Consider the following 24,681-nt stretch of genomic DNA (forward strand, 5'->3'; position numbering starts at 1 on the left):
GCGGGAGTGTCCGCGGCATGGATGCCGCGGCCAAGCCCCCATGGGTGAGGGCGCTTTGCTTGCGAAGCACTGCTTCGCAAGCGCCCGAACGCACAGCCGCCAGCGGCTGGGCCGGCCTGGGGGTTTACGGCGTCTCCCGCAACCGGACCCACCCCGCCTCCCCTCAGGAAACCAGCTTCTGCTGTTGCTGTTGCCGTTGCTGTTGCCGTTGCTGTTGCCGTTGCCGTTGCCGTTGCCGTTGCTCTGGATCGTAGCGGGTGCAGGGCGCAGCCCTGCCGAGCAACCCTATACTTGCCGCCGTGACTGCCTTCCCTGCCCTCGTTCCGCTGGATGCGCCACTGCTGGTGGGCTACAGCGGCGGTGTCGACTCGACCGTGCTGCTACACTGGCTGTGCCGCTGCGCCAAGGCCTCCGGCACGGCGCTGCGCGCGGTGCACGTGCACCATGGCCTGCACCCCGATGCGGACGACTGGGTGCTGCATTGCCAGCAGCAATGCGCAGCGCTGGGCATCGAACTGGCCGTGCATCGCGTGCAGATCGACCCCACATCGGGCCTGGGCCTGGAAGGCGCAGCACGGCAGGCGCGACGCGCCGCGTTCGCCACCGAACTGCGCGACGGCGAAACACTGGCGCTGGCGCAGCACCTGGACGACCAGGCCGAGACCTTCCTGCTGCGTGCCCTGCGTGGCTCCGGCGTCGATGGTCTTGCCGCGATGTCCGCAGACAGCCGCGTAGGCGAACACCGTGTGTGGCGACCGCTGCTGGCGGTGCCGCGCCGTGCGCTGCTCGATTATGCGCACCAGCACGCGCTGCGCTGGGTTGAAGACCCCAGCAACGCCGACGACCACGCCGATCGCAATTTCCTGCGCCTGCAGGTGCTGCCGTTGCTGCGCCAGCGCTGGCCGCACGCCGCCGCGGCATTGGCGGGCAGCGCCCTGCATTGCCGGCAGACCCGCGAACTGCTGGACGAGGAGGACGCCGAGCTGATCGTGCATCTGGAGGTGGCACCGCGTGTGCTGTCGCTGCAGCTGCTGCGCCAGGTGTCACCGGGCCGCGCCGCGCGCGTGCTGCGTGCCTGGGTGATCGGCCATGGGGCCGCCCCACTGCCGGCCACGGTGCTGCAGCAGGCGCTGGACGAGCTGCTGCCAGCCAGCAACGATCGCCAGGCGCGGGTGCGCTGGCACGATCATGCCATCCAGCAATGGCGCGATCATGCCTATCTCCTGCCCGCGCAACTGCCGGCGCTTCCCCATGATTGGCAGGCCGGATGGGATGGACGCGCGCCATTGGCGCTGCCCGATGGCGGTCAGCTGCACCTGCACGGCGCCGAGGCCTTCGAACGGCCGCTCCAGGTCCGTGCGCGTGTGGGCGGCGAACGCATCCTGCTGCCCGGTCGCCAGCATTCGCATGCGCTGAAGGACTGCCTGCAACGCGAACACCTTGCCCCCTGGCGACGCGCCCAGCTGCCGCTGGTCTTCGATGGAGCGCAGCTGCTTGCCGCCGCCGACGTGGTCATCGCAGCTCCCCTGCAGGCCTGGTTGCAGGCCCACGACGCGCAGCTGCAGTGGCGTCCCGGCGGCTGGTGAATTGACCCCCGCGCGCAGCCCGTCCACACTTGCCGCATGGCCAAGAAGTCCCCCGAAAACGCCTCCCCGGTCGCCCAGTTCGAGCAGTCGCTCGAATCGCTGGAGCAGCTGGTGGAGCAGATGGAAACCGGCGAGCTGAGCCTGGAAGCGTCGCTCAGTGCTTACGAACGCGGCGTCGGTCTGTACCGTCAGTGCCAGCAGGCGCTGGAGCAGGCCGAATTGCGCGTGCGCCTGCTCAGCGATCCGGCCCAGCCGGAAACGGCCGAGCCTTTCGATCCGCCCAACCATGACGGCTGAAGCCCTGTTCGCGCGCTGGCGCGACCGTATCGAAAGCCAGCTCGATGCCGCCCTGCCCTCGCCTGCCGAAGCACCGCAGCGCCTGCACCAGGCCATGCGCTATTCGGTGCTGGGCGGTGGCAAACGCATGCGCCCGCTGCTGGTGTATGCCAGTGGCCACCTGTTCGGCGCGCAGCCGGAACAGCTGGACGCGGCGGCGATGGCTGTCGAGCTGATCCACGCCTATTCGCTGGTGCATGACGACCTGCCGGCGATGGACGACGACGCCCTGCGCCGCGGCAAGCCGACCACCCACATCGCCTTCGACGAAGCCACCGCGATCCTGGCCGGCGACGCCCTGCAGACGCGTGCCTTCGGCCTGCTGGCCGATGCGCCGCTGCCGGCCACGCTGCGCGTGGCCTGCCTGCAGACCCTCGCTCACGCGTCCGGCGCCTCCGGCATGTGCGGTGGCCAGGCGCTGGACATCGATGCCACCGGCCAGCAGCAGACCCTGGCGGCACTGACCCGCATGCATGCGCTGAAGACCGGCGCGCTGATCCGTGCAGCGGTGCGCATGGGGGCGCTGTGCGGCCAGGCCCACGAGCCGCAGCTGGCCCAGCTCGACAGTTTCGCCGATGCACTCGGCCTGGCCTTCCAGGTCCGCGATGACATCCTCGATGTCGAAGCCAGTTCCGAACAGCTGGGCAAGACCGCCGGCAAGGACCAGGCGCAGGACAAGAGCACCTTCCCCGCGCTGCTCGGCATGGACGGCGCGAAGGCGCAGCTGCGCGAACTGGCCGCACGCATGCAGGCCACGTTGGCCGGCCATGGCGAAGAGGCCGATGCGCTGCGCGCGCTGGCAACGCTGGCGGTCGAACGCGATCACTGATCGCCGCCGGTGACGCTGCCCTCAAACAGGAACGCCCGGCAATGCCGGGCGTTCCTGTTTGCGCATGCGGCCGGTATTACTTGATCAGGCGCAGGGTGAACGGGTAGCGATAGGCTTCGCCGTTGTTGGCCTTGACTGCGGCAATGATGCAGAACACCAGGTTGATGATGCCCACGATCGGCGCCAGGATGCCGCCGATGATCACCACCATCAGGATGATGCTGATGACCATGGCGATGGTCACGGTGATCTGGAAGTTCAGCGCTTCCTTGGCCTGGTCGGTCACGAAGGCCTTGCTGGCGTCATCCTTGTTGATCAGCCAGATGATCAGGGCGCCGATGAACCAGGTGAAGATGCCCAGCAGGTGCGCAGCCAGCGCCATGGTGCGCTGGTCGGCCGGGGCATCGGTGGTTGCCGGCGGCGGCGGGACGTTATCGAATTCGCTCACGACAAAACTCCTTTTCATTGGGTGGTCTTGACCCACCAGCACCAAGCTGGTTGCGTCAGGCGCGCATAGCTTACGTCATCAATGCCATCAATCATTACCGGCGACGGTCATCCGCCCCAGCAGGATCGAACCGGTCCGGATGTGCGAGCGCGGGTCGACGTCGCTGCCGACCGCCTCGATGCTGCTGAACATCTCGCGCAGGTTGCCGGCGATGGTGACGCCGTCCACCGGGTACTGGATCTCGCCGTTCTCGACACGGAAGCCGCCCGCGCCTCGTGAGTAATCGCCGGTCACCCCGTTCACGCCCTGCCCCATCAGCTCGGTCACCAGCAGGCCGTCACCCATCTGCCGGGCGATCTCTTCCAGCGGGCCGGCATTGGCCGCCAGCTGCAGGTTGTGCACGCCGCCAGCATTGGCGGTGGTCTGCAGGCCCAGCTTGCGCGCCGAATAGCTGCCCAGCACGTAGCGCTGCAGTACGCCGTCTCGGACCAGCGCCGAACTACGGGTGGCCACGCCGTCGCCGTCGAAGGCGGCCGAGCGCAGGCCACGGCGCAGGTGCGGCAGCTCGTCGATCTGCATCCATTCCGGGAACAGGCGTTGGCCGACGCTGTCCAGCAGGAAGCTGGCCTGGCGGTACAAGGCGCCGCCGGACACCGCCGACAGCAGGTGGCCGACCAGGCTGCGCGCCACTTCCGGGGCGAACAGCACCGGCATGCTGCCAGTAGCCAGTGAACGCGGCTGCAGGCGGGCCACGGTGCGCTCGGCGGCACGACGGCCGACCAGGCCCACGTCTTCCAGGTCCTCCCGGGCAAGCGCGCTGGTGTACCAGCCATCGCGCTGCATGCCATCGCCCTGCCCGGCGATCAGCGCGCAGCCGACCGAATGGTGGGTGCCGCGCTCACGACCAAAGAAACCATGCGAATTGGCATACACCGACAGGCTCTGCATGCTCGACACCGATGCGCCGTCGGAATTGCGGATCTGCGCGTCGGCCTCGCGACCGGCCGCCTCGCAGGCCAGGGCCAGGTCCACCGCCTCATCGGCCTGCAACGCCCACGGGTGCCAACCGTCCAGCTCAGGGAAGTCGGTGGCCATCAGTGCGGCCTCGGCCAGGCCGGCAGCCGGGTCATCCTCGGTATGCCGGGCAATCGCGCAGGCCTGCTCGACCGTAGCGGCCAGGCTGGCCTCGTTCAGGTCACCGGTGCTGGCACTGCCCTTGCGCTGGCCGAAATAGACGGTCACGGCGATGCCGCGGTCACGCGTGGACTGCACGGTCTCGACCTCGCCGAGGCGGACATTGACCTCCAGTCCGCGGTCCTCGCTGCAACTGACCTCGGCCTGGCTGGCGCCCAGCGCGCGGGCGCGGTCGAGCAGCTGCTGGGAGAGGTCGGCCAGCCGTTCCAGCCGGGCCGGGCTGTCGTCGCCGACGGCCACTTCAGGGGCGATCACGTTCAATGCTTTATCCTGTACAGGTTGGGCCCGGCATCACGCCGGGCGACTTTTTTTGAGATCAGGTAGGGACGATGCGCGGACGCGACGAAGAAACCGGTGAATTCCACGACAAGAGCCGCAGCCAGAACCGGCGCGACGCGCTCGACGTCCTGGCCCTGGGCGAGAAGCTGGTGTCGTTGACCCCGGCCCAGCTGGCGCGCCTGCCGATCCCGGAAGACCTGCTGCCGCATATCGCCGAGTGCAAGCGCATCACCGCCCACATCGCCCACAAGCGCCAGCTGGCGTTCCTGGCCAAGCACATGCGCCGCGAGGACGAGGCAACGCTGGACGCGATCCGCGATGCGCTGGACGCCAACAGCGAGACTGGCCGCCGCGAAGTGGCGATGATGCACCGCGTGGAAGACTGGCGCGACCGCCTGTTGGCCGACGGTGACAAGGCGCTGGCCGCCCTGCTTGACGACTACCCGCAGGCCGACCGCCAGCAGCTGCGCACCCTGGTACGCAACGCGCAGGCCGAAAAGGCGAAGAACAAGCCGCCACGCGCCTACCGCGAGATCTTCCAGGTGCTGCGTACGCTGATGCTGCCGGCGGCGCTGGGCTTGAAGACGGCGGGCGACGAACACGCCGGCGATCCGGTCGACGAGGCCGACGAGGACTGAGTCCGCGCCGGCCCGGGCGGTGGCCGCGGCCATCGCCACGCTCAGGCCTGCGTACCGCCGACGGTGATGCCCTCGATCAACAGCGAGGGCTGGCCGACACCCACGGGCACACTCTGCCCGTCCTTGCCGCAGATGCCCACGCCCTCGTCCAGGGCCAGATCGTTGCCGACCATGCGCACCTTCTGCATGGTCTCCGGGCCGTTGCCGATCAGGGTCGCGCCCTTCACCGGGGTGGTGATGCGGCCATCCTCGATCAGGTAGGCCTCGGTGGCCGAGAACACGTACTTGCCGCTGGTGATGTCGACCTGGCCACCGCCGAAGTTGACCGCGTACAGGCCCTTCTTCACCGAACGGATCATCTCCTGCGGGTCGTGCTCGCCGGCGCGCATGTAGGTGTTGGTCATGCGTGGCATGGTCAGGTGCGCGAACGATTCGCGGCGCCCGTTGCCGGTCGGGGCCATGCCCATCAGCCGCGCGTTGAGGCTGTCCTGCATGTAGCCGACCAGGATGCCGTCCTCGATCAGCGGGGTGCACTGGCTCGGGTGGCCTTCGTCGTCGATGTTCAACGAACCGCGGCGACCGTCGAGGGTGCCGTCGTCGACGATGGTCACCCCCGGTGCGGCGACGCGCTCGCCGATGCGGCCGGCGTAGACGCTGGTGCCCTTGCGGTTGAAGTCGCCTTCCAGGCCGTGGCCGACCGCTTCGTGCAGCAACACGCCCGGCCAACCCGGGCCGAGCACCACCGGCATCATGCCGGCCGGCGCCGGCACCGCGTCCAGGTTCACCAGCGCCTGGCGCAGCGCTTCCTGGGCCAGGGCTTCGGGGCGGCCGCTGGCGAACAGCGCTTCGTAGCCATAACGGCCACCGCCACCGGCGTAGCCGGACTCGCGACGGCCGTTGTGTTCGACGATGACCTGCACGTTCAGGCGTACCAGCGGGCGCACGTCGGCCGCCAGCACGCCGTCGCTGCGGGCGATCAGCACCGTATCGACGCCGCCGGACAGGCTCACCATCACCTGCTTCACGCGCGGGTCGGCGGCACGCAGGTAGCCATCCAGGCGCTTGAGCACCTCGACCTTGGCCTCGTTGCCGATGCCGTCGATCGGGTCCAGCGCCGGGTACAGCGCGCGCGCATTGCCGCGCAGCAGCGAACGTCCGGTCTGCGCACCGCCCTCGCGCGAGATCGCGCGCGCCGACTGCGCCGCCGCCAGCAGCGCATCGGCATGGATGTCATCGGAGTAGGCGAAGCCGGTCTTCTCGCCGGAAATCGCCCGCACGCCCACGCCCTGCTCGATGGAATGGGCGCCGTCCTTGACGATGCCGTCTTCCACGCTCCAGCTCTCGCGGCGGGCGTGCTGGAAATAAAGGTCGCCGAAGTCGACACCAGGGCCGAGCAGTTGCCCGAAGGTGCGCTCCAGGCCGGCGGTATCCAGGCCGCCGGGGCGCAGCAGGCGGTCTTGGGCAAGCGTCAGGGCGATATCAGTCATGGTTTCGATCTGGGGGTGCGGGGGCGCTCAGGCAAGCCCCGTGAACAGGAAGCCGTGCTCAGCGCGAGCGCGGCAGGTCGGTGACGGTCGGCGGAATGGCCGGTGCAGGTGCCGGCACGGGCGGTGATGGGGTCTTGTCGCGGCTGCGCTCGATCACTTCCACCTTCGGCTCCTTCCATGGACCGGTCACCTTGTAGGTACGGGCGCCAATCTCGCCCAGCGGCTTGGACAATACCGCATTGGTGGCCGCGCCCAGCGCCGCCCCCACCGGGCCGCCGGCCACCGCACCGACCACGGTCAGCAGGTTGCCCGCGCGCGGGTTGACGTCGATGGTCTGGTCGAACTGCTGGTTGCGCAGGTCGGCCTGGCCACGGATGGTGATGTTGGCCGCCGGGCCTTCGATCAGCACCTTGTCGGTGCGCGCCATGCCCTGACCGAACTGCATGCTGCCCTCGATCTGGTTGAACGCGAAGCCCTTGGAGAAGAAGTCGCGGAAATCGAACATCAGCCGCCGCGGCAGCTGCGCGACGCTGAGCAGGCCCAGCACGCGGCCGGCGCCCGGCTCCAGCTCCAGCAGCTGGCCATTGCGCGCATGCAGGTCGAGGCTGCCCTGCAGGTTGCCCAGCTGGAAGTCCGACGGCCCCCCGCTCCAGGCCGCCTGCAGCTGCGCCTGGCCGGAACCGCCGCGCAGCTGGCCGCCGTAATCAAGGTTCTGCATCAGCCCGCCCAGGTCCTCGCTGCGCACCTGCGCGGTCAGTTCGGTACGGGCGCCGCCCGTACGGCCGAGCCAGCGGCCGGTGATGTCGATTTCCTGGTCCGGCGCGCGGAAGCGCAACGCGTCCACGTTCAGGCCGTTGGCCAGTGGGCGCGTGCGCAGCACCGCCTGGCCCAGCACCACCTTGTCGAACTTCAGGTCGGCGATGTCCAGCGCGAACGGCGGCAGCTTGGCCGGGTCCATGTCATTGGCACCGGCCTGTACCCGCGCCGGCGCGGCGGCCGCACCCGGTGCCGCCGGCAGTGACTGCCAGTGCACCCGGTCAAGCTGGCCGCTGATGGTGCCGCCGTCGGCGTTGGGTACGGTCAGGCGGCCGGCCAGCGACGGCCCGTCCAGGCGCACGTCCAGTGCCTGCGGGCCCGGGTGCAGCTGCAGCCGGGTCTGCTCGAAGACTCCGCCGATCAGCTTGAGCTGGCCGACCTGCACGTCGACCGCGCGCAGCGGCATCGCGTCGTCGTCACTCCCACCGCGCGCCAGGCTGATCCACTCCAGCGCATCCAGGGTCGGGCTGCGGCCATTGACCGTCAGTCCGCTCGCCGGCGGCTCGCGGTCGACATGGTCGCTGCCCAGCGTGACCTGCACACCGGTCTGGTTGTTGTGGCTGCGCGCGGCCAGGGCCAGGCGCTGGCCGGACGCCACATCGATGCGGCCGGCGCCCATCGGCAGCTGCGCGGCCACCGTGGTCGCCAGCGGCTCGGCGGCCGGCTTGTCCAGCGGCGCCGGCAGGTCGAGCCGGGTGCCGACCAGGTCCGAACTCAGCCGCAGCTCGCTCGGCGGCGCAGGCGCGCCGGGCGCCACCTTGGGCAGGTTGACGCCGATGGTCCAGGCCGAATTGCCGTTGATGTAAGGCTTGAGCCAGGCCATCTCCGGAGCACGGTCGATCAGCACGCTGGCATCGAGGCGGGCGGTCAGCTGCGACTCGAAGGCGCGCGTGCTGTCATGCACGTAACCTCCGGCACGCAGGCTCAGCCGTCCTTCCTGGCCGAGGTGGCGCACCGCCAGGTCCTCGGCGCCGAAACCGCCATTGCTGTAGCGCGCCTGCCCGTGCATGTTGTCAAAGGTCAGCTGGAAGCGCTTGTCGACCAGCTTCACGCCGGCCAGATCGACCGTGCCCTGCAGGTGGCCCTCGCCCTCGTCCTGATGCAGCGGCTGCAGCAGATCGAAGGTCACATGGGCCGGACCACTGGCGACCAGATTGTCCAGCGTATCGCCGTAATCCTTGTGCAACGGGCTCTGGCGCAGCATCGCCAGCAGCTTGCCGGCCTCGCTCGGCGCGTCGGCACGTACGTACAACGGCTGGTGCCCGAAGTCCGGAATGCCCGCTTCGAATTTCTGTACCGCCACGCCGGCAAGATCACCCCGTCCACGCATGTCGAAGCCAGGGCCGATGAAGGCGATGTCGGCGTCGACCTGGCTCATCAGCGGCCAGTCGTGCTGGAAGCGGATGTCGCCATTGGTGATGTGGCCGGTGGCCTCGAAGCGGCCATCATTGTTGTCGAACGGCCAGTCGTCCAGGTCACCGGTGACCAGGCCGACGCCATTGCGCACCTGGCCGCCAGCCAGCGCCATGTCCAGCCAGTCGGTGGCGCCCTTGCTCATCTTGGAGTGGATCCAGAAGCGCTTGGCCGCCGTCATCGGCACGTCGTCCAGCTTCGCGGCCAGCTGCAGCCACGGCCGCGTGCCGTCGCCCTGGAACCAGACCCCGCCGCGCACGTCGGCCGCGTAGTCGGTGCCTTCCACACGCATCGCCGGCGTCCCGATCCGCCAACCACCGCCCTCGTCGCGCCAGCCCACGATCTGTCCGGCCAGGTGCAGGTCATGGCGCACGCCGAAGCCGGTCGGCCAATCGAACTGCAGCTGCCGTTGCGGTTGCAGCTGCAGGCTGAAGCCGTCGGCGTCGCCTTCAAAGCGCCCGCCCAGGCCGCGCAGGCCGGGCGAGTTGCCCACGCTGGCGAAACCCAGCGACTGCAGTTCACCCTGCGCCCACAGGGGGCCATCGCGTTCGCCCGACAGCTGCAACGCGCGCACGTCCAGCTGCGGCCTGGACAGGAACAGCCAGCGACGCAGGCCCGGCTCAAGGCGATCACTCAGGGCCAGCGCACGCAGTGCGATGCCGGCCTGCACTTCACCGGAACGGACCTGCAGCTGTTTGCCGACCTGCAGCTGCAGGCCATCGAGGCGCTGCTCGCCGTCTTCATTCTTCAGCCGCAGTTGCGGTACCTGCAGCGCCCAGCCCTCGGCCTGGCGCTGCCAGCGCAGGCGAGCCTGCAGTCGCTGCAGCTGCAGCTGCGGCGCCGCCATGCCGGGTATCGGTGCGCCATCGATACGCACGTCGCGCAGGTCCGAATCCGTGGTCAGCGCCACCGGCGCGAAATCGCGCAGGGTCAACCACAGGTTCAACTCGCCCTTGCCCTCGCGCAGGCGCACGCCGCCAGCCGCCAGCAAGGGCGCCCAGGCGTGGAAATCGACCGGGTCGGCGCCCAGCCAGGCCTCGCCGTTGCCGCGCGCACGGTCCACGTCCAGCACCGCGGTCAGCGGCAGCGCTTCGGGCTGCGCCCAGGCGCGTACGCCCACGCGCAGGCGATCGCCATTGACCCGCATGCGCAGGTCGATGCGCGGCAGCGTGGTGTCGATGCCCAACGTCGGCGCGTGCACGCCCAGGCGCCCCCCGATCACCTGCAGCTCACCCAGCCGGCGCAGCGCATCCAGCGGATCGCCGCCGTTGTCCGATTGCGGCAGCCCGCGCACCGTCCAGCGTCCGTCCTCGCCCTGCTGCAGATCCAGCGCCAGGCCACGCAGGCGCAGCTCGGTCAGCGAGCGCCCGGGCAGCAGCCCGCTGTACATCGATACCAGCACCTCGGCCTCGCCGATCGCCAGGCCCTGCCCGGCGCCGATGCGCAGGCCTTTCAGCTGCAGCAGCGGGCCACGACGGGTCCAGGCGGTCTGCAGCTGGTCGAAACGCACCGGCTGGCCGGCACGCTCGCTCAGCCAGGCGGCAATCCTGTCAGGATGACGCTCGGCCAGCGGCAGCAGCTGGCTGAGCGTGCCCACCAGCAGTGCAAGCCCGACCAGGCCCACCGCACAGGCGGCAATGAAATGACGGCGGATCCTTCGCAGTCGCAGGCGCGGCGGCGCGCTCATCGGCCACCGCCGGCCTGCAGCCGGCGAGGATCAGAGCAGAACGACATCGAATTGCTCCTGCAGGTACTGCTCGTCCGCCTGGAAGCGGATGCTCTTGCCGAGGAACTCTTCCAGCTCGGCCACCGCCGAGGATTCCTCATCGGTAATTCGCGCGACCACCTTGGTCGAGGCGATCACCAGCAGGCGCGCAGCATCGAACTGGCGCACGGCACGGGTGATCTCGCGGAAGATCTCATAGGTCACCGTCTCGGTGGTCTTGATGCTGCCGCGGCCGCTGCACTGCGGGCAGGTCTCCGACAGCTGGCGCTCCAGGCTTTCCACCGTACGCTTGCGGGTCATCTCCACCAGGCCCAGCGGCGAGAAATCATAGACCGTGGTCTTGGCATGGTCGCGGGCCAGCGCCTTTTCCAGCGTGCGCAGCACCTGGCGACGATGCTCCGCATCATCCATGTCGATGAAGTCGATGATGATGATGCCGCCCAGGTTGCGCAGCCGCAGCTGCCGCGCCACCGCCTGCGCCGCTTCCAGGTTGGTGCGGAACACCGTTTCTTCCAGGTTGCGCTGGCCGAGGAACGAGCCGGTGTTGACGTCGATGGTGGTCATCGCCTCGGTCTGGTCGATCACCAGGTAGCCACCGGATTTCAGCGGCACCTGCTTGTCCAGCGCGCGGCCGATCTCGTCCTCCACGCCGAACATGTCGAAGATCGGGCGGTCACCGGAGTACAGCTCCAGCTTCTCGGCCAGCACCGGCATGTACTTGGCAACGAAGGCCTGCAGTTGGCCGAAGGTCTCCTTCGAGTCCACCTTCACCTTGTCCACGTCCTTGCGGATCAGGTCGCGCACCGACCGCAGCGGCAGGCTCAGGTCTTCATAGATGATGCTGCACGACGGCGCTTCGCGGCCGCGGCGCTCGACCACGTTCCACACGCGCGACAGGTAGGCGATGTCCTCGGCGATGGCCTCGGCCGGCTGCCCTTCGGCGTTGGTGCGCACGATGTAGCCGTAGCCGCCGTGCTGCGCCGACAACTCGGTCACCAGCGCCTTCAGGCGGGCGCGCTCGGTTTCATCCTCGATGCGCGCGGACACCCCCACCACCTTGGACTGCGGCAGCAGCACCATGTAGCGCGAGGGAATGCTGATCTGCGTGGTCAGGCGTGCACCCTTGGTGCCGATCGGGTCCTTCACCACCTGCACCACGATGTCCTGGCCGTCACGCAGCAGCTCGACGATCGGCACGCTGGCCGGCGGCGGCAGGGTCGTGTTCTCGGTGTCGGCACTGGCCACCGGGGCCGGGCGCACCACGTCGTTGGCGTGCAGGAACGCGGCGCGCTCCAGGCCGACCTCGACGAACGCGGCCTGCATGCCGGGCATGACCCGCTGCACCTTGCCCTTGTAGATGTTGCCGACCACACCCCGGCGCCAGCCGCGCTCGATGTGCAGTTCCTGCAGCATGCCGTTCTCGATCACCGCGACCCGGGTTTCGCGGGGGGTCACATTGACCAGGATTTCCTCAGACATCGGCAGCCTCCCTGGCGGCATCGGCAGTGGGGGCCGGCACGCCACAGCGCGCCAGCAGACGATCGGTATGCAGCAATGGCAGCCCCATGACGCCGGAGTAGCTGCCGGAAAGATGTTCGATCCAGCGCTCGGCCCCGCCCTGGATGGCGTAGGCCCCGGCCTTGTCCAACGGCTCGCCGGTGGCGACATAGGCGGCGATGTCGGCGGCGGCGATCGGGGCGAAGGTCACTTCGGAAATGACCAGTTCGCTGTCCAGCCCGTCGGCGCCGACCACCACCACCGCAGTCATCACCTGGTGGGTGCGCCCGGCCAGGCGCGCCAGCATCGCGCGCGCGCCGGCGGCGTCGGCCGGCTTGCCGAACACTTCACCGTCCAGCACCACCTCGGTGTCCGAGCCGAGCACCCGCGCCTGCGGGTCTTCGGCCAGCACCCGGGCCAGGCCGGCGCGCGCCTTGTCGGCGGCGACCCGGCACACATACTGTTCGGCACTCTCGGTCGCGGCGCGCTGCTCGAGGACCTCCAGGTCCAGGGCCTGGAAGGGGCGTCCGAGTCGGGCCAGCAACTGGTTGCGTCGGGGGGAGCGGGAAGCAAGATAGAGCATCGGCACAGCATAACCTGAGCCCGTCACCTGAATCGTCGGCAACCCGTTACGGAACGCCTACAACCCCTTACAGGCTCACAGCGCGTTCATCGCTACGACACCACCCTCACCGCACAACAAGGAGATCCCATGCGCCTGACCGCCACCCCGCTGCTGCTCGCCCTGTCCCTCGCCCTTGGAACCTCGATGACCGCCCATGCCGCCCCGTCGTCGCCGTCGATCGCCGCCGCGGCCGAAGGCACCCTGCTGAACATTTCGGCCAACGCCGAGGCCACCCGCGTGCCGGACGTCGCCACCCTGTCGGCCGGCGTGGTCACCCAGGCCGCCGACGGCAACAGCGCCATGCGCCAGAACGCCCAGCAGATGGACAAGGTGTTGGCCGCGATCAAGGCCGCCGGCATCGCCGAGCGCGACGTGCAGACCAGCGGCGTCAGCCTCAACCCGCAGTACCGCTATGCCGACAACGAGGCGCCGAAGATCACCGGCTACCAGGCCAGCAACACGGTCAGCCTGAAGGTCCGTGACATCGCCAAGCTCGGCAAGGTGCTCGATGCGCTGGCCGCTCAGGGCGCCAACCAGATCAACGGTCCGCAGTTTGAGATCGACCAGCCCGAACCGGTCTATGACGAAGCCCGCCTGGCCGCGCTGAAGAAGGCCCAGGCCCGCGCCCAGACCTATGCCAAGTCGCTGGGCCTGCAGGTGCGCCGCATCGTCAGCATCTCCGAGAACAGCAGCGGCGGTTTCCGCCCGATGCAGATGATGCGCACCATGGCGGCCGGTGCGGCGATGGACAAGGCCACCCCGGTCGCACCGGGCGAATCGACCGTCTCGGTCAACCTGGACGTGGTGTTCGAACTGGGCCGCTGATCGCGTCCGCCGCGGTCGACGACACAGGCGGGTCCCGCAGGGGGCCCGCCTTTTTCGTGCCCTCCGCCGACACTGGCTGAAGGCCAGCCCAACGATCATGCCCCTGCCTCTAGGCAGTAGCCGTCGTGCCGCGCTACTGATGGACTGCCAGCCGCGCGCGGCAACCCCGCCACGGGCCCTGGTGCGTTGAGGACTTCGTCACTGGCATGGAGGTGGATCATGGTTCGTACGTACCCCGTTGCATCCCTGCATTTCGACCCCGCCCGGGTGGCCGCCTGGAGCGCGGCGATCGCCCTGCACCTGCTGGCCTTCCTGTTGCTGCTCATCCCTGCGACCTACCAGGCCGTGCAGGTCCCGCGTGAAAAGACGCCGGTCCGGCTGATCGAGAAGATCCCGCCACCGCCAACGCCGCCGGTTCCGGTCACGCCCAAGGAGATCGTCCAGGTGGTGCCGAAACCGCGAACGCAGCCGGTGGTACCGCCACTGCCGGCGCCCACCGCGACCGTGGAGGAGACCCAGGGCATCGCGCTGCCGGCCGCCGAACCGGCTCCGCCGCAGCTGGCGCCCAGCATCGACACGTCCACCCCTCTGGCCGGCGCCCAGCTGCAGTACCGCAGCGCCCCGCCGCCGACCTACCCCATCCAGTCCCTGCGCAACCACGAACAGGGCACGGTGCTGTTGCGGGTGGAAGTGGACAGCCATGGCCAACCGGTCGCGGTCAGCGTCGAGCGCAGCAGCGGCTCGCGCAACCTGGACCAGGCCGCCCGCCAGCAGGTGCTCCGGCACTGGCGCTTCGAGCCTGCCCAGCGTGACGGCGTGGCAGTTCCGGCCATCGGCCTGGTACCGGTACAGTTCTCGCTGCCCGACTGAGCCCCACCACCGGCCCGGCCTCGCGCCGGGCCGGTCCCTGCCGCTGCCCGGGAAATGCGGACAGGCCAGGGACCAAGCGTTACCGATTAAGCAAAATTTCACGACTTCGTCACCTGCAGGAAACCTAGATTGGCGCGTCCCGGTATCGATCCGGCGACAGCCCTCAACGCTACGGTTTTCCAGTTAGGAGAGAAGCTGTGAAACACCCGATCCAACGGCCCGCCAGCCGCCGCCGCAGCACCCTGGCATCGTCCATCACCCACATCCTCACCGGCGGCGCCCTGCTGCTGGCCGGCGCCGTCGCTTCCTCCTCCGCCTTCGCGCAGGAAAAGGCCACCAACCTCGACCGCATCACGGTCACCGGCTCCAACATCCCGCGCACCAACACCGAGACACCGTCGCCGGTGCAGGTGGTGACCCGCCAGGAAATCGACCGCACCGGCAAGACCTCGCTGGCCGAGTACCTGCAGACCATCACCGCCGATGGCGCCGGCTCGATTCCCAAGACCTTCGGCAACGGTTTCGCCGGCGGTGGCGCCGGCATCTCGCTGCGCGGCCTGGGCGCCGGCTCGACGCTGGTACTGTTGAACGGCCGCCGCATGGCCACCTATGGCCTGGCCGATGACGGACAGAAGGTCTTCACCGACCTCAGCACCATTCCGCTCGATGCCGTCGAGCGCGTGGAAGTCCTGAAGGACGGCGCTTCGGCGATCTATGGCTCCGATGCCATCGCCGGCGTGGTCAACATCATCCTGCGCAGCGACTTCCAGGGCGCCATCCTGCGTGGCTCCTACGGCCTGTCCGGTGACAGCGATGGCGACGCCCGGAAGGCAACCCTGACCGCCGGTACCGGCGACCTGGCCACCGATGGCTGGAACGCCTTCTTCAGCCTGGACGTTGGCAAGACCGACGCGATCAAGATCAGCGACCGCAAGAACCGCAAGTGGATCGGTACCGGTGACACCCGCCCGTGGGGCTATGACAAGACCGCCCAGTTCCTCGGCGGTGCCTACACCCGTGGTGGCACCTCCGGCGGTTCCGGCCCGAACGGCTCCTACCTCGACGCCACCGGCCATCTGGTGCCGCTGCCGGGTTGCGCCGGCCTGACCACCATCGGTGGGCAGACCCCGGCCAGCATCGCCGCCGATGGCTGCCTGTGGGATCCGGCGCAGCAGTACCGCGACCTGATTCCGGAAGAGAAGTACGTCAACGTGTTCGGTCGCGCCAGCTTCGCCTTCGGTGAAGGCGGCGAGATCTACACCGAGATCGGCTACTCGAAGAAGGAAACCATCTTCAGCAACACCCCGTCCGGCGTGTCGGGCGGCTGGGGCTATCCGGGCGGCCCGGTCAATGCCAACAGTGGCCCCGGTGCCACCGTGCTGGGCCCGAACCATCCCGACAACCCGACCCCGGGCACGGCGCGCCGCGTGCGTTACTCGGCCTGGGATGTCGGCCCGCGCGTGACCGACAACACCAATGAGTTCAACCGCTTCCTGGTCGGCATCAAGGGCAACTGGGGCGACTGGAGCTACGACACCGCCTACCTGCACTCGGGCACCGACCTGACCAACAAGCGCACCGGCTTCCTGCGCTACAGCGCCGTCCAGTGTGCACTGGGCAATGCCAACTGCGCCGGTGGCGTGTGGCGTATCGGTGATGATGCCGGCAAGAACTCGCAGGCGCTGTACGACTACATCTCGCCCACGATCAGCGCCCGCGCCAAGTCCAGCCTGGACATGTTCGACTTCACCGTCTCGCGCAGCCTGATGGACCTGAAGGGTGGTCCGCTGGGCCTGGCGATCGGTACCGAGTGGCGCAAGACCAGCAACAGCCTGACCCCGCAGACCTACACCGACCAGGGCGACATCATCGGCCTGGGCTACTCGGCCTATGACGGCACCCAGAACGTCTACGCCGGCTACGTCGAACTGTCGGCACCGGTGCTGGAACAGCTGGAACTGTCCGGCGCCCTGCGTTACGACAAGTACGAAAGCGGCGAAGGCAAGGCTACGCCGAAGCTGGGCGTGAAGTGGACCCCGGCCGACTGGATCGCCCTGCGCGCCAGCTACGCCGAAGGTTTCCGCGCGCCGAACCCGGCCGAGAACGGTGACGGTGGCCTGGCCGCCTTCTCCACTGCGGTCGACCCGGTGCGTTGCCAGATCAGCGGCGGCGCTGCCAGCGAATGTGGCGCCAATTCGGTGGCGATCATCACCAAGCCGAACAAGCTGCTGAAGCCGGAAGAGTCCAAGAGCTACTCGGTCGGCATCGTGCTGCAGCCGACTTCGACCACCTCGATGACCGTCGATGCCTGGCAGATCAAGCGTACCAACGAGATCGTGCAGGGCAGCACGGCGGCGGCGATCCTGGCCGGCAACGTGCTGCGCGACAGCAACAATCTCAATGGCGTGGCCAACAGCGGCACCATCCTGGCGGTCAACACCGGCTACGTGAATGCCAGCTCGTCGCGCGTGCGCGGTATCGATACCGATATCCGCCAGACCTTCGAGATCGGCCCGGGCCAGCTGGAGCTGGACCTGCAGTGGAGCCACATCCTGAAGTTCGAGCGCACCGAAGGCGGCGACACGGTTGATTACGTGGGTACCCACGGCAACTGCGACGTCACCAACTGCATCGGTACGCCGAAGGACAAGGTCAACTTCGGCACCACCTGGAAGCAGGGCCCGTGGAGCGTCAGCGGCATCGTCAACTACATCAGCAAGATGGACAACATCGACAGCCGTGGTGGCAGCTACCTGGCCTTCTACGCTGACGGTACGCCGGTGAAGAAGATCTCTTCGTTCACCACGATGGACCTGTCCGGTCGCTGGAGCATCAACGACTCGTTCGAACTCAACGCCTCGGTGGCCAACGTGTTCGACCGCATCGCCCCGCTCGATCCGACCACCTACGGCGCGGTGAACTACAACCCGATGCACTTCTCCGGTGCGCTGGGCCGTTACTACACCGTCGGCTTCAAGTACACGTTCAAGTAAGACCGGTTGCAGCGTCACCTTCGAAGGCCCGGGCCGTTGCCCGGGCCTTCGTCGTTTTCACGCGGGCCGGTTCCTGCAGGCTGGCGCTTGCCCGCTGGCTCTTGCGGACATGTTCACGAGGACATGGCTACCGTATGCTCGCGGCATCCGCGCCGCAGGGGATCTCCATGGCCGCGACATCGCAACGGCTGGGCCTGCCCGCGTTGACTGCACTGGTAGTCGGCTCGATGGTCGGCGCCGGCATCTTTTCACTGCCGCAGAACGTCGCGCGCAGCGCCGGCCCGGCCGCCGCCTTGATCGGCTGGGCGGTCAGTGGCGCCGGCATGCTGATGCTGGCCTTCGTGTTCCAGGCCCTGGCCAATCGTCGCCCCGACCTGGATACCGGCATCTACGCCTATGCGCGCGAAGGCTTCGGCAACTACATCGGCTTCTCCGCGGCGTGGGGCTACTGGGTGGCGTCGGTGCTCGGCAACGCCAGCTTCTTCGTGCTGATCTTCAGTGGCCTCGGCCACTTCGTGCCGGTCTTCGGTGAAGGCAATACACCCGCCGCCGTAGCCGCTTCATCACTGCTGCTGTGGACCGTGCACCTGCTGGTGCTGCGCGGCCTGCGCACGGCCGCCATCGTCAACGGCCTGGTGACGGTGGCCAAGCTGCTGCCCATCGCGTTGTTCCTGATCCTGGCGGCGGGCGCGTTCCGCATGGACGTGTTCCGCGCCGATTTCCTCGGTACGCCCGCACTCGGCGACCTCGGCCAGCAGTTGCGCGGCATGATGCTGGTGACCGTGTGGGTGTTCATCGGCATCGAAGGGGCCAGCATCTATTCGCGGCGTGCCGCGCGCCGTGCCGACGTCGGCCGTGCCACGGTGATCGGTTTCCTCGGGGTCTGGCTGCTGCTGGTACTGGTCAGCCTGCTGTCGATGGGCGTGCTGTCGCAGGCCGAGCTTGCCGGGCTGCCCAACCCGTCGATGGCCTACGTGCTGCGCGCCATCGCCGGCGAATGGGGCGCGACGGTGATCATCATCGGTTCGATCGTCTCCGTGCTCGGCGCATTGCTGGCCTGGGTGCTGCTGTGCGCCGAAGTGCTGTATGCCGCCGCCGGTGATGGCACCATGCCGGCCTTCCTCGGCCGCGAGAACGCGCGTGGCGTGCCGGCCAATGCACTGTGGTTGAGCAATGGCCTGATCCAGTTGTTCCTGCTGATGGTGCTGGTCAGTTCGGGCAGCTACACCGGGCTGGTGCTGCTCGCTGCGTCGATGAGCCTGGTGCCCTACTTCCTGTCCACCGCGTTCGGCGTGCAGCTGGCCTGGCGCGGGCAGGCCTACACCGGCGAACCAGGCGTGCGCTGGCGCGATTTCGGGGTCGCACTGCTGGCCAGCGCCTATGCGCTGTGGCTGGTGTATGCCGGCGGCCTGGACAACCTGCTGCTGTCGGTACTGCTGTACGTGCCCGGCGTGGTGTTGTTCGCTTTGACCCGGCGCCAGCGCGGCGAGCGGGTATTCACGCGCTGGGAGTGGGTACTGTTCGGCGCGATCCTGGCAGTGGCGATCGCCACGCTGGTGGCCTTCTGCAGAGGTGAGCTGGCACTGTAGAGCCGAGCCCGCGCTCGGCTTCACACAGGCAGCCGAGCATGGCTCGGCTCTACAACTGGCGATCCGCCAGCATGCCGATATCCTGCATCCAGCGCTCGGCCAGCTGCGGCCACGCCGCGACCGGTGCATCCTTCATGCGCAGCCCGAATGCGTGGCCGCCGCGTGCGAACAGATGCATTTCCACCGGCGCGCCCGCGTCCGCCAGGGCACGGTAATAGGCCAGCGATTCGCGCACGTCATCGGTGCGATCGTCGGTGGCCTGCGCGATGAACGTCGGCGGCACCTTGTCATCCACGGTGATGTCCCTGACCAGCGACAATCCCTTCCCGTGCCCTGCCCACAGGTGCCCGGAATACATCACCATCGCGAAATCGGGACGGCTGGGTTGCTCATCCGCAGCATCGACCGGCGCGTAGCTGCGCAGCGCGTGCGTGCTCAGTCCCGCCACCACGTGACCACCGGCGGAAAAGCCGATCGCCCCGATCCGCTTCGGATTGATGGACCAGCGCTCGGCCTGTGCGCGCAGCAGGCCCATTGCACGCTGTGCATCCTGCAGGGCCATCGGCACTTTCGGAATGTCGCGGCAGTTGCACTCGGGGTCCCAGTTCGGGCCAGAGGCTGGCACCCGGTACTTCAGCAATGCACAGGTGATGCCCTGTGCGGTCAGCCAGCCGCAGATCTCGCTGCCTTCCAGGTCCATCGCCAGCACCCGATAGCCTCCGCCAGGCACCACCATCACTGCGGTGCCGGTGGCCGGTCCCTTCGGTGGAAACACGGTGAGGGTCGGCGCAGCGACGTTCTGCAGCATCATCCAGTGTTCGCCACTGGCTTCGGAGATCACTTCGCTGACCTGCTCGGGCCCCTTCAACTTCGGCGGCGCGCTCACCGTGCCCTGCGGCCACAACGGAAGCTCGGTGGTGCCCTGTGGCGGATGCCAGGTGGAAGGCGCGGCCTTCGTTGTGGCGAACGGCACCATCGCCAGCAGCAGGAAGCTCGAGGACAGCAGCACGCGCATGATCGGCATCCATGGTTGCAGCAGCAGAGTGTAGCGACAAAAAAAAAACCTGCATCTTGCGATGCAGGTTTCTCAAGGTGGCGCCCGAAGTTGGACTCGAACCAACGACCCCCTGATTAACAGACGGCACGAATGGGCTTTGCCGTGACTTGATTCCTTGGGCAAAAACAGGCTTACGCCGTTGATTTTGCACGACATTATGGTGGTGAGTCTGAGGGTTTGAGCTTGCGCAGCTTTGCGCTGTTGTGCGCAAAAACCGTGTTCAGACGGTGTCGCAAACGTCGAGGAATCCAACCCATGAAAGCAAAGATCACTCAGGCGCTCGTCGAGCGGGCGCCGACGGTGGAGCGTGGCCGCACAGTCCTGTATGCCGATCCCGAACTGCGGGGTTTCTACTTGATCGTGTCCAACACCAAACGCTCGTACTACACGCAGAGCCTAGTGCGCGGGCGGCAGGTGCGAACCAAAATCGGGGAGCACCCTGCGCTGGCAGCGAAAGATGCGAGGGCGCTTGCCGCCAAGACGCTGGTCGCCATGCGCGCGGGCGTCAATCCGACCGAAGAGCGCAGGAAGGCACGCGCTCGGGGGATGACACTACAGCAGGCGCTGGACCTGCATATCGCGGCAAAGAAGCTGTCGGCGAAGACGGTCGAGGGATACCGCTACAACTGTGGTCAGTATCTTTCCGACTGGCTAGAAAGGCCATTGGCCGAACTAGGTGCAGATCGTGCTGGCGTGCGCGAGCGCCATGCTCGCATCACCAAAAAGAACGGCGCTACTACCGCCGACGCGGTGTTTCGCATCTTCCGTGCGGTGTACAACCGCGGTCTGCGTGAGCATCCTGAACTGCCCGCCAACCCGGCGATGAATGTGGACTTCCACGGCCAGAAGCGCAGGAAGGTGGACGTCGAGGCGGATCGCCTAAAGGCGTGGGGCAAGGCAGTGCTGGGTCTGTCACCCGTCAGGCGAGACCTTAACCTGTTCATGATGCTGTCAGGGATGCGGCGCACAGCTACCTGCGAGTCCAAGATGGAGCACATCAGCGAGGAAGGTAATGCCCTGCACGTTCCCTCGCCCAAGGGCGGCGCTGCCCGCGCCTTCGACCTGCCGTTGTCATCTGCGCTGGCTGATCTGGTCGCCCACAGGGCTGCCACCAATTCTGCGATGAGCCGCAGGAATCCATGGTTGTTTCCTTCCGACAGCAAAAGTGGGCACGTCGCCGAGGTGCAGCAATCCGAACTGGACGGCCTCACGGGGCATGCGCTGCGCCATGCCTACGCATCGCTGGCCTTGCAGGCCGGCGTACCACTGCTGGAACTGAAGTTCCTGCTGAATCACAGCGCATCCAGCGGCGGCGTCACCATGGGCTACCTGCACCCTTCGCTCGACCACCTGCGCGAGCATCAAGAGAAGGCATCTGCCTACATCCTCGACGCTCTGGGCTTGGTCCACGAACCTGGATCGTGGCCGCCACGGCTCAAAGAATAGCCGCGCGGTCTCACCAGATGGGCCGTGTCGCTTCCGATGGCTTCGACCCTGGTGCTGAGCAGCCCGAGGCCATTCGATCGCGACACGGAGCCACCTGGCCAATCTGGCAAGACGATGGTTTCCTTGGTTGTCGTTAGCCGCTACTATCGACTCAATCTTGGTCAGCAACTGACCCGGAGGATCGTCGGCAATTGCTATGGCGGTCAGAAGTGCTTTCGGCGGCAAGAACAGCCGAGGCCCGCCCGATAACAAGGGATGCACGGGTCCTATCTGCGACGAAAGGTTGCGGATGTGTCCCAAGGGCATGGTGCCCATGGGGCGGCTTCTGACAAGGAACTTGCCAATGGCAACCGCCAATGAGCCAAAGAGGCTCACACCCTACGAGCCCAAAAGGCTCAATCCCCAAGAACTATCTGAACTGCATGCCCTGCCTGACGACGCCGTCGTCACCAGCATCGAGGCTGCTGCCTTCCTGCGCCTGACACCCCGCACGCTGGCCTGGAGCCGTACGCAGCGCCCCGAAAGCCATCCGCCACACTTGGTAGTCGGGTCGCGCACAGTCCGATACCGCATGGGCGACCTGCGGGCCCACATGAAGCGCCGTGGCGCTGATATGGAGGGCTGAGTATGGACATGAAAGAAAACGCCCGCGGGCAAGGCGGGCGCAAGGGTACGACTGACCAGGAGACGGAGCTGTCCAAGGCTCACTGGGGCAATGATGTCGCGGGACCAGCCGCTCTGAAGCCGTCATTTGCATCCATGCAGGCCTACGCCGAAGCAGGTCACTGTCTGATCCTCCTACATCGCGGCGACAAGCGGCCGATCTCAACGGGCTGGACACGCGCCCAGACCGACCCCGCCGAAGTATTGGCACACGCGGAACGCGAAGGGCTGAACGTGGGCGTCCGCCTGCGCCCGATTGACCTCGTCATCGATGCCGATCCGCGTAACTATCCTGCAGGCCGCGACAGCCTAGCTGAACTCGCCAGCGACATCGGCCTGCATTTGGATGCGTGCCCGCATGTAATCACGGGCGGTGGCGGCCACCACTATCACCTGCACAAGCCTGCAGACATGCCCATCCTTGGCACGCTGGCAAAGTACCCAGGTGTCGAGTTCAAGACGGCAGGCCAGCAGGTCGTCGCGGCAGGTTCCGTGCACCCCAATGGCAAGCGTTATGAGCCCGAGTTCTTCCTGGTTGGCCTGGATGAGACTCCGCAAGCGCCAGATTCGCTCCTGGAGCTGATCCGCAGGCCCGAACTACAACAGGGGACGGATGCAGAACTGTGGGGCGAACTTACCCCAGAGATGCTTGCCTCAGCCCTGGAACATCTCGACCCCAGTAACTTCCGCGAACATGAGGAATGGCTCAGCCTGATGATGGCATGCCATCACGCCACTGCTGGTGAGGGGCGCGAGCAGTTCATCGACTGGAGTACCGACGACCCCGAATACGCGGATCATCGCCACATCATCGGGCGCCGCTGGGATTCACTGCATTCGGCAGGGCGCGCAGGAAAGCCGATCACCGTGAAGTACCTGCACAAGGTGGTGCAGGCCGCAGGTGGAGCCGTGCCACGCTCAGCCCCAGAAGAGGACTTCGACATTGTGCCGTTCGAGGGCGAGCAGTTGCCCGCGATGAGACGCACTGACGCTGGCAAGATCGTCAGCAGTTTCCCGAACTGCCTGAAGCTGATGCGCCATATCCGCGACCAGCTTGGCTTGGCGTATGACGAGTTCTGCGGATCAACGCACCTCACGGCAGCAGACTTGCCATGGAATGTGGACGTAGGCCGCAGGTTGGATGATGACGTGGTGCGCCGTATCCGCCAGTACTTCGTCGAGGCTACTGATGCAAACTGGACAAAGGAAGACGTCTTGGAGGCTGCGCTCACCATTGGCCGCGAAAATACCGTGCATCCAGTGCGTGACTATTTGGATGGATTGACCTGGGATGGCGTTCCCCGCATCGACAAGCTGTTGGTGACGTATGCAGGTGCGATGGACAGTGCCTACGTTCGCGCCATCGGCGCCAAGACCTTGATTGCCGCTGTGAGGCGCGTTCGCCAGCCTGGTTGCAAGTTCGACAACGTCATTGTCCTGGAAGGAAGTCAGGGCAGCGGCAAGAGCTCGTTCGTCAAGCTGTTGTCGCCGCACGTCGAGTGGTTCTCGGATTCACCCATTGGCAACACAGAGTCAAAAGATGCACCGCTGTCATTGGAGGGGCGCTGGATCATCGAATTGGGTGAGATGTCCGTCCTGTCCAAGTCAGGCGTCGAGGCACTCAAGGCGTTCGTGTCGAGCAGCATCGACAATGTCCGTCGCCCTTATGGCCGCATGCATGAAGAATTGCGGCGTCAGTGCATCTTCATCGGCACTACCAACCAAGCGACCTATCTGAAGGACCAGACAGGCAACAGGCGCTTCTGGCCCGTGAAGGTCGGCGTTATCGACCTGGAGGCCTTGGTAGCTGATCGCGACCAGCTCTGGGCAGAAGCTGCTACCAGGGAGGCAGAAGGCGAATCACTGTTCCTGCCGCAGGACCTGTGGGCGATGGCAGCCATCGAGCAGGAAGAGCGTGTTTCAGAAGACCCGTGGGCTGACATCTTACGCGCCTATGTTGATCGCAAGATCGTCTGGGTTGGCGATGAAAATTACAAAGAAGTCGAGCCGATGGATCGTGTGCATACCAGCATGCTGTTGACCGATGCGCTACAGATTCCCGCAGGAAGCCTGCGTCCTGAGCACACACAGCGCCTGAAGATCGTGATGGAGAAGTATTTGGGCTGGGAACACAAAAACAACGTGCGCGTTGGACATGAAGGAAAGCAGGGACGCGGCTACATGAGGCCATGACATGAGGCTGGGCGCTGCCTTGGTTGCTGACCCTCAGTGGCCATGGGCAGCGCCCGAAAGCCTTGTGCTGCAAGACTCGTTGCTCTGTTGCTCTTGTTGCTCTTTTTTACTTAAACCCTGGAAAGAGAAAGCCCTAGCCAGATTAGGGGCTGAAGGGCAAGACAGTCCTGG

18 protein-coding genes are annotated in these 24,681 nt (G+C 66.9%); 11 read left to right on the plus strand and 7 right to left on the minus strand.

Features of this window, described 5'->3' with window-relative positions; all coding sequences use genetic code 11:
* Positions 1-299: 299 nt before the first annotated feature.
* Genes tilS through AC5P7I_RS00015 form a run of 3 tightly spaced genes read left to right on the plus strand, consistent with a single transcriptional unit; the run spans position 300 to position 2,751 of the window.
* Complete coding sequence (gene tilS / locus AC5P7I_RS00005; protein ID WP_262088025.1) at positions 300-1,586, plus strand: tRNA lysidine(34) synthetase TilS; 1,287 nt, start codon at positions 300-302, stop codon at positions 1,584-1,586.
* A 36-nt stretch (positions 1,587-1,622) separates the two neighbouring features.
* On the plus strand, positions 1,623-1,883 hold the full coding sequence (locus tag AC5P7I_RS00010) for an exodeoxyribonuclease VII small subunit (RefSeq protein WP_014647931.1): 261 nt from the start codon (positions 1,623-1,625) through the stop codon (positions 1,881-1,883).
* Entirely contained in the window at positions 1,873-2,751 is an 879-nt protein-coding gene (locus AC5P7I_RS00015; RefSeq protein ID WP_032961955.1) for a polyprenyl synthetase family protein, read from the plus strand. Before AC5P7I_RS00010 ends, AC5P7I_RS00015 begins: the two co-directional genes overlap by 11 nt.
* Positions 2,752-2,827: 76 nt before the next feature.
* On the opposite strand, the gene AC5P7I_RS00020 is transcribed toward AC5P7I_RS00015, so the two are convergent.
* Positions 2,828-3,199, minus strand: coding sequence for a DUF4870 domain-containing protein (locus AC5P7I_RS00020; protein ID WP_014647933.1), 372 nt, complete (start codon positions 3,197-3,199; stop codon positions 2,828-2,830).
* Positions 3,200-3,286: 87 nt separating this feature from the next.
* The gene (gene pmbA / locus AC5P7I_RS00025) at positions 3,287-4,654 is read right to left on the minus strand and encodes a metalloprotease PmbA (protein ID WP_014647934.1); all 1,368 of its coding nucleotides are present in this window, start codon (positions 4,652-4,654) and stop codon (positions 3,287-3,289) included.
* A 68-nt stretch (positions 4,655-4,722) separates the two neighbouring features.
* On the opposite strand from pmbA, the gene yjgA reads away from it, so the two are divergent.
* Positions 4,723-5,310: a ribosome biogenesis factor YjgA gene (gene yjgA / locus AC5P7I_RS00030; RefSeq protein WP_014647935.1), complete on the plus strand. Its 588-nt coding sequence runs from the start codon at positions 4,723-4,725 to the stop codon at positions 5,308-5,310.
* Positions 5,311-5,351: 41 nt separating this feature from the next.
* Here the strand turns inward: yjgA and tldD are convergent, their stop codons facing one another.
* Genes tldD through AC5P7I_RS00050 form a run of 4 tightly spaced genes read right to left on the minus strand, consistent with a single transcriptional unit; the run spans position 5,352 to position 12,832 of the window.
* Positions 5,352-6,797 (minus strand): metalloprotease TldD, encoded by a 1,446-nt coding sequence (gene tldD, locus AC5P7I_RS00035; protein WP_014647936.1) that lies wholly within the window; start codon positions 6,795-6,797, stop codon positions 5,352-5,354.
* A gap of 58 nt (positions 6,798-6,855) precedes the next feature.
* The gene (locus AC5P7I_RS00040; protein ID WP_495222133.1) at positions 6,856-10,713 is read right to left on the minus strand and encodes a YhdP family protein; all 3,858 of its coding nucleotides are present in this window, start codon (positions 10,711-10,713) and stop codon (positions 6,856-6,858) included.
* 30 nt (positions 10,714-10,743) lie between these two features.
* Positions 10,744-12,231 carry a ribonuclease G gene (rng, locus tag AC5P7I_RS00045; RefSeq protein ID WP_005418079.1) on the minus strand — a complete coding sequence of 496 codons (1,488 nt, stop codon included), beginning with the start codon at positions 12,229-12,231 and terminating at the stop codon, positions 10,744-10,746.
* On the minus strand, positions 12,224-12,832 hold the full coding sequence (locus AC5P7I_RS00050) for a Maf family nucleotide pyrophosphatase (RefSeq protein ID WP_262088026.1): 609 nt from the start codon (positions 12,830-12,832) through the stop codon (positions 12,224-12,226). The genes rng and AC5P7I_RS00050 overlap by 8 nt, the downstream gene beginning before the upstream one ends.
* Before the next feature lie 129 nt (positions 12,833-12,961).
* Between AC5P7I_RS00050 and AC5P7I_RS00055 the strand changes: the two genes are divergently transcribed.
* The 4 genes from AC5P7I_RS00055 (at position 12,962) to AC5P7I_RS00070 (ending at position 19,151) form a co-directional block, all read left to right on the plus strand.
* Positions 12,962-13,699, plus strand: a complete 738-nt coding sequence (locus tag AC5P7I_RS00055; RefSeq protein WP_049406598.1) for an SIMPL domain-containing protein — start codon at positions 12,962-12,964, stop codon at positions 13,697-13,699.
* Positions 13,700-13,918: 219 nt separating this feature from the next.
* On the plus strand, positions 13,919-14,569 hold the full coding sequence (locus AC5P7I_RS00060; protein ID WP_049406597.1) for an energy transducer TonB: 651 nt from the start codon (positions 13,919-13,921) through the stop codon (positions 14,567-14,569).
* 197 nt (positions 14,570-14,766) lie between these two features.
* Positions 14,767-17,562, plus strand: coding sequence for a TonB-dependent receptor (locus AC5P7I_RS00065; RefSeq protein WP_014647941.1), 2,796 nt, complete (start codon positions 14,767-14,769; stop codon positions 17,560-17,562).
* 167 nt (positions 17,563-17,729) lie between these two features.
* Positions 17,730-19,151 (plus strand): basic amino acid/polyamine antiporter, encoded by a 1,422-nt coding sequence (locus tag AC5P7I_RS00070; RefSeq protein ID WP_262088027.1) that lies wholly within the window; start codon positions 17,730-17,732, stop codon positions 19,149-19,151.
* Between the two features lie 49 nt (positions 19,152-19,200).
* Here the strand turns inward: AC5P7I_RS00070 and AC5P7I_RS00075 are convergent, their stop codons facing one another.
* A complete protein-coding gene (locus AC5P7I_RS00075; protein ID WP_425604939.1) occupies positions 19,201-20,127 on the minus strand; it encodes an alpha/beta hydrolase in 927 nt (308 codons plus the stop codon).
* Between the two features lie 336 nt (positions 20,128-20,463).
* Here AC5P7I_RS00075 and AC5P7I_RS00080 point away from each other — a divergent pair, with 336 nt between their 5' ends.
* The 3 genes from AC5P7I_RS00080 (at position 20,464) to AC5P7I_RS00090 (ending at position 24,510) form a co-directional block, all read left to right on the plus strand.
* The gene (locus tag AC5P7I_RS00080) at positions 20,464-21,654 is read left to right on the plus strand and encodes a tyrosine-type recombinase/integrase (protein WP_180840043.1); all 1,191 of its coding nucleotides are present in this window, start codon (positions 20,464-20,466) and stop codon (positions 21,652-21,654) included.
* 343 nt (positions 21,655-21,997) lie between these two features.
* Positions 21,998-22,279 carry a DNA-binding protein gene (locus tag AC5P7I_RS00085; protein WP_180840045.1) on the plus strand — a complete coding sequence of 94 codons (282 nt, stop codon included), beginning with the start codon at positions 21,998-22,000 and terminating at the stop codon, positions 22,277-22,279.
* Between the two features lie 2 nt (positions 22,280-22,281).
* On the plus strand, positions 22,282-24,510 hold the full coding sequence (locus AC5P7I_RS00090) for a VapE domain-containing protein (protein ID WP_180840047.1): 2,229 nt from the start codon (positions 22,282-22,284) through the stop codon (positions 24,508-24,510).
* Positions 24,511-24,681: the final 171 nt, after the last annotated feature.

Source organism: Stenotrophomonas sp. YJH_SMC_138, from assembly GCF_059369855.1.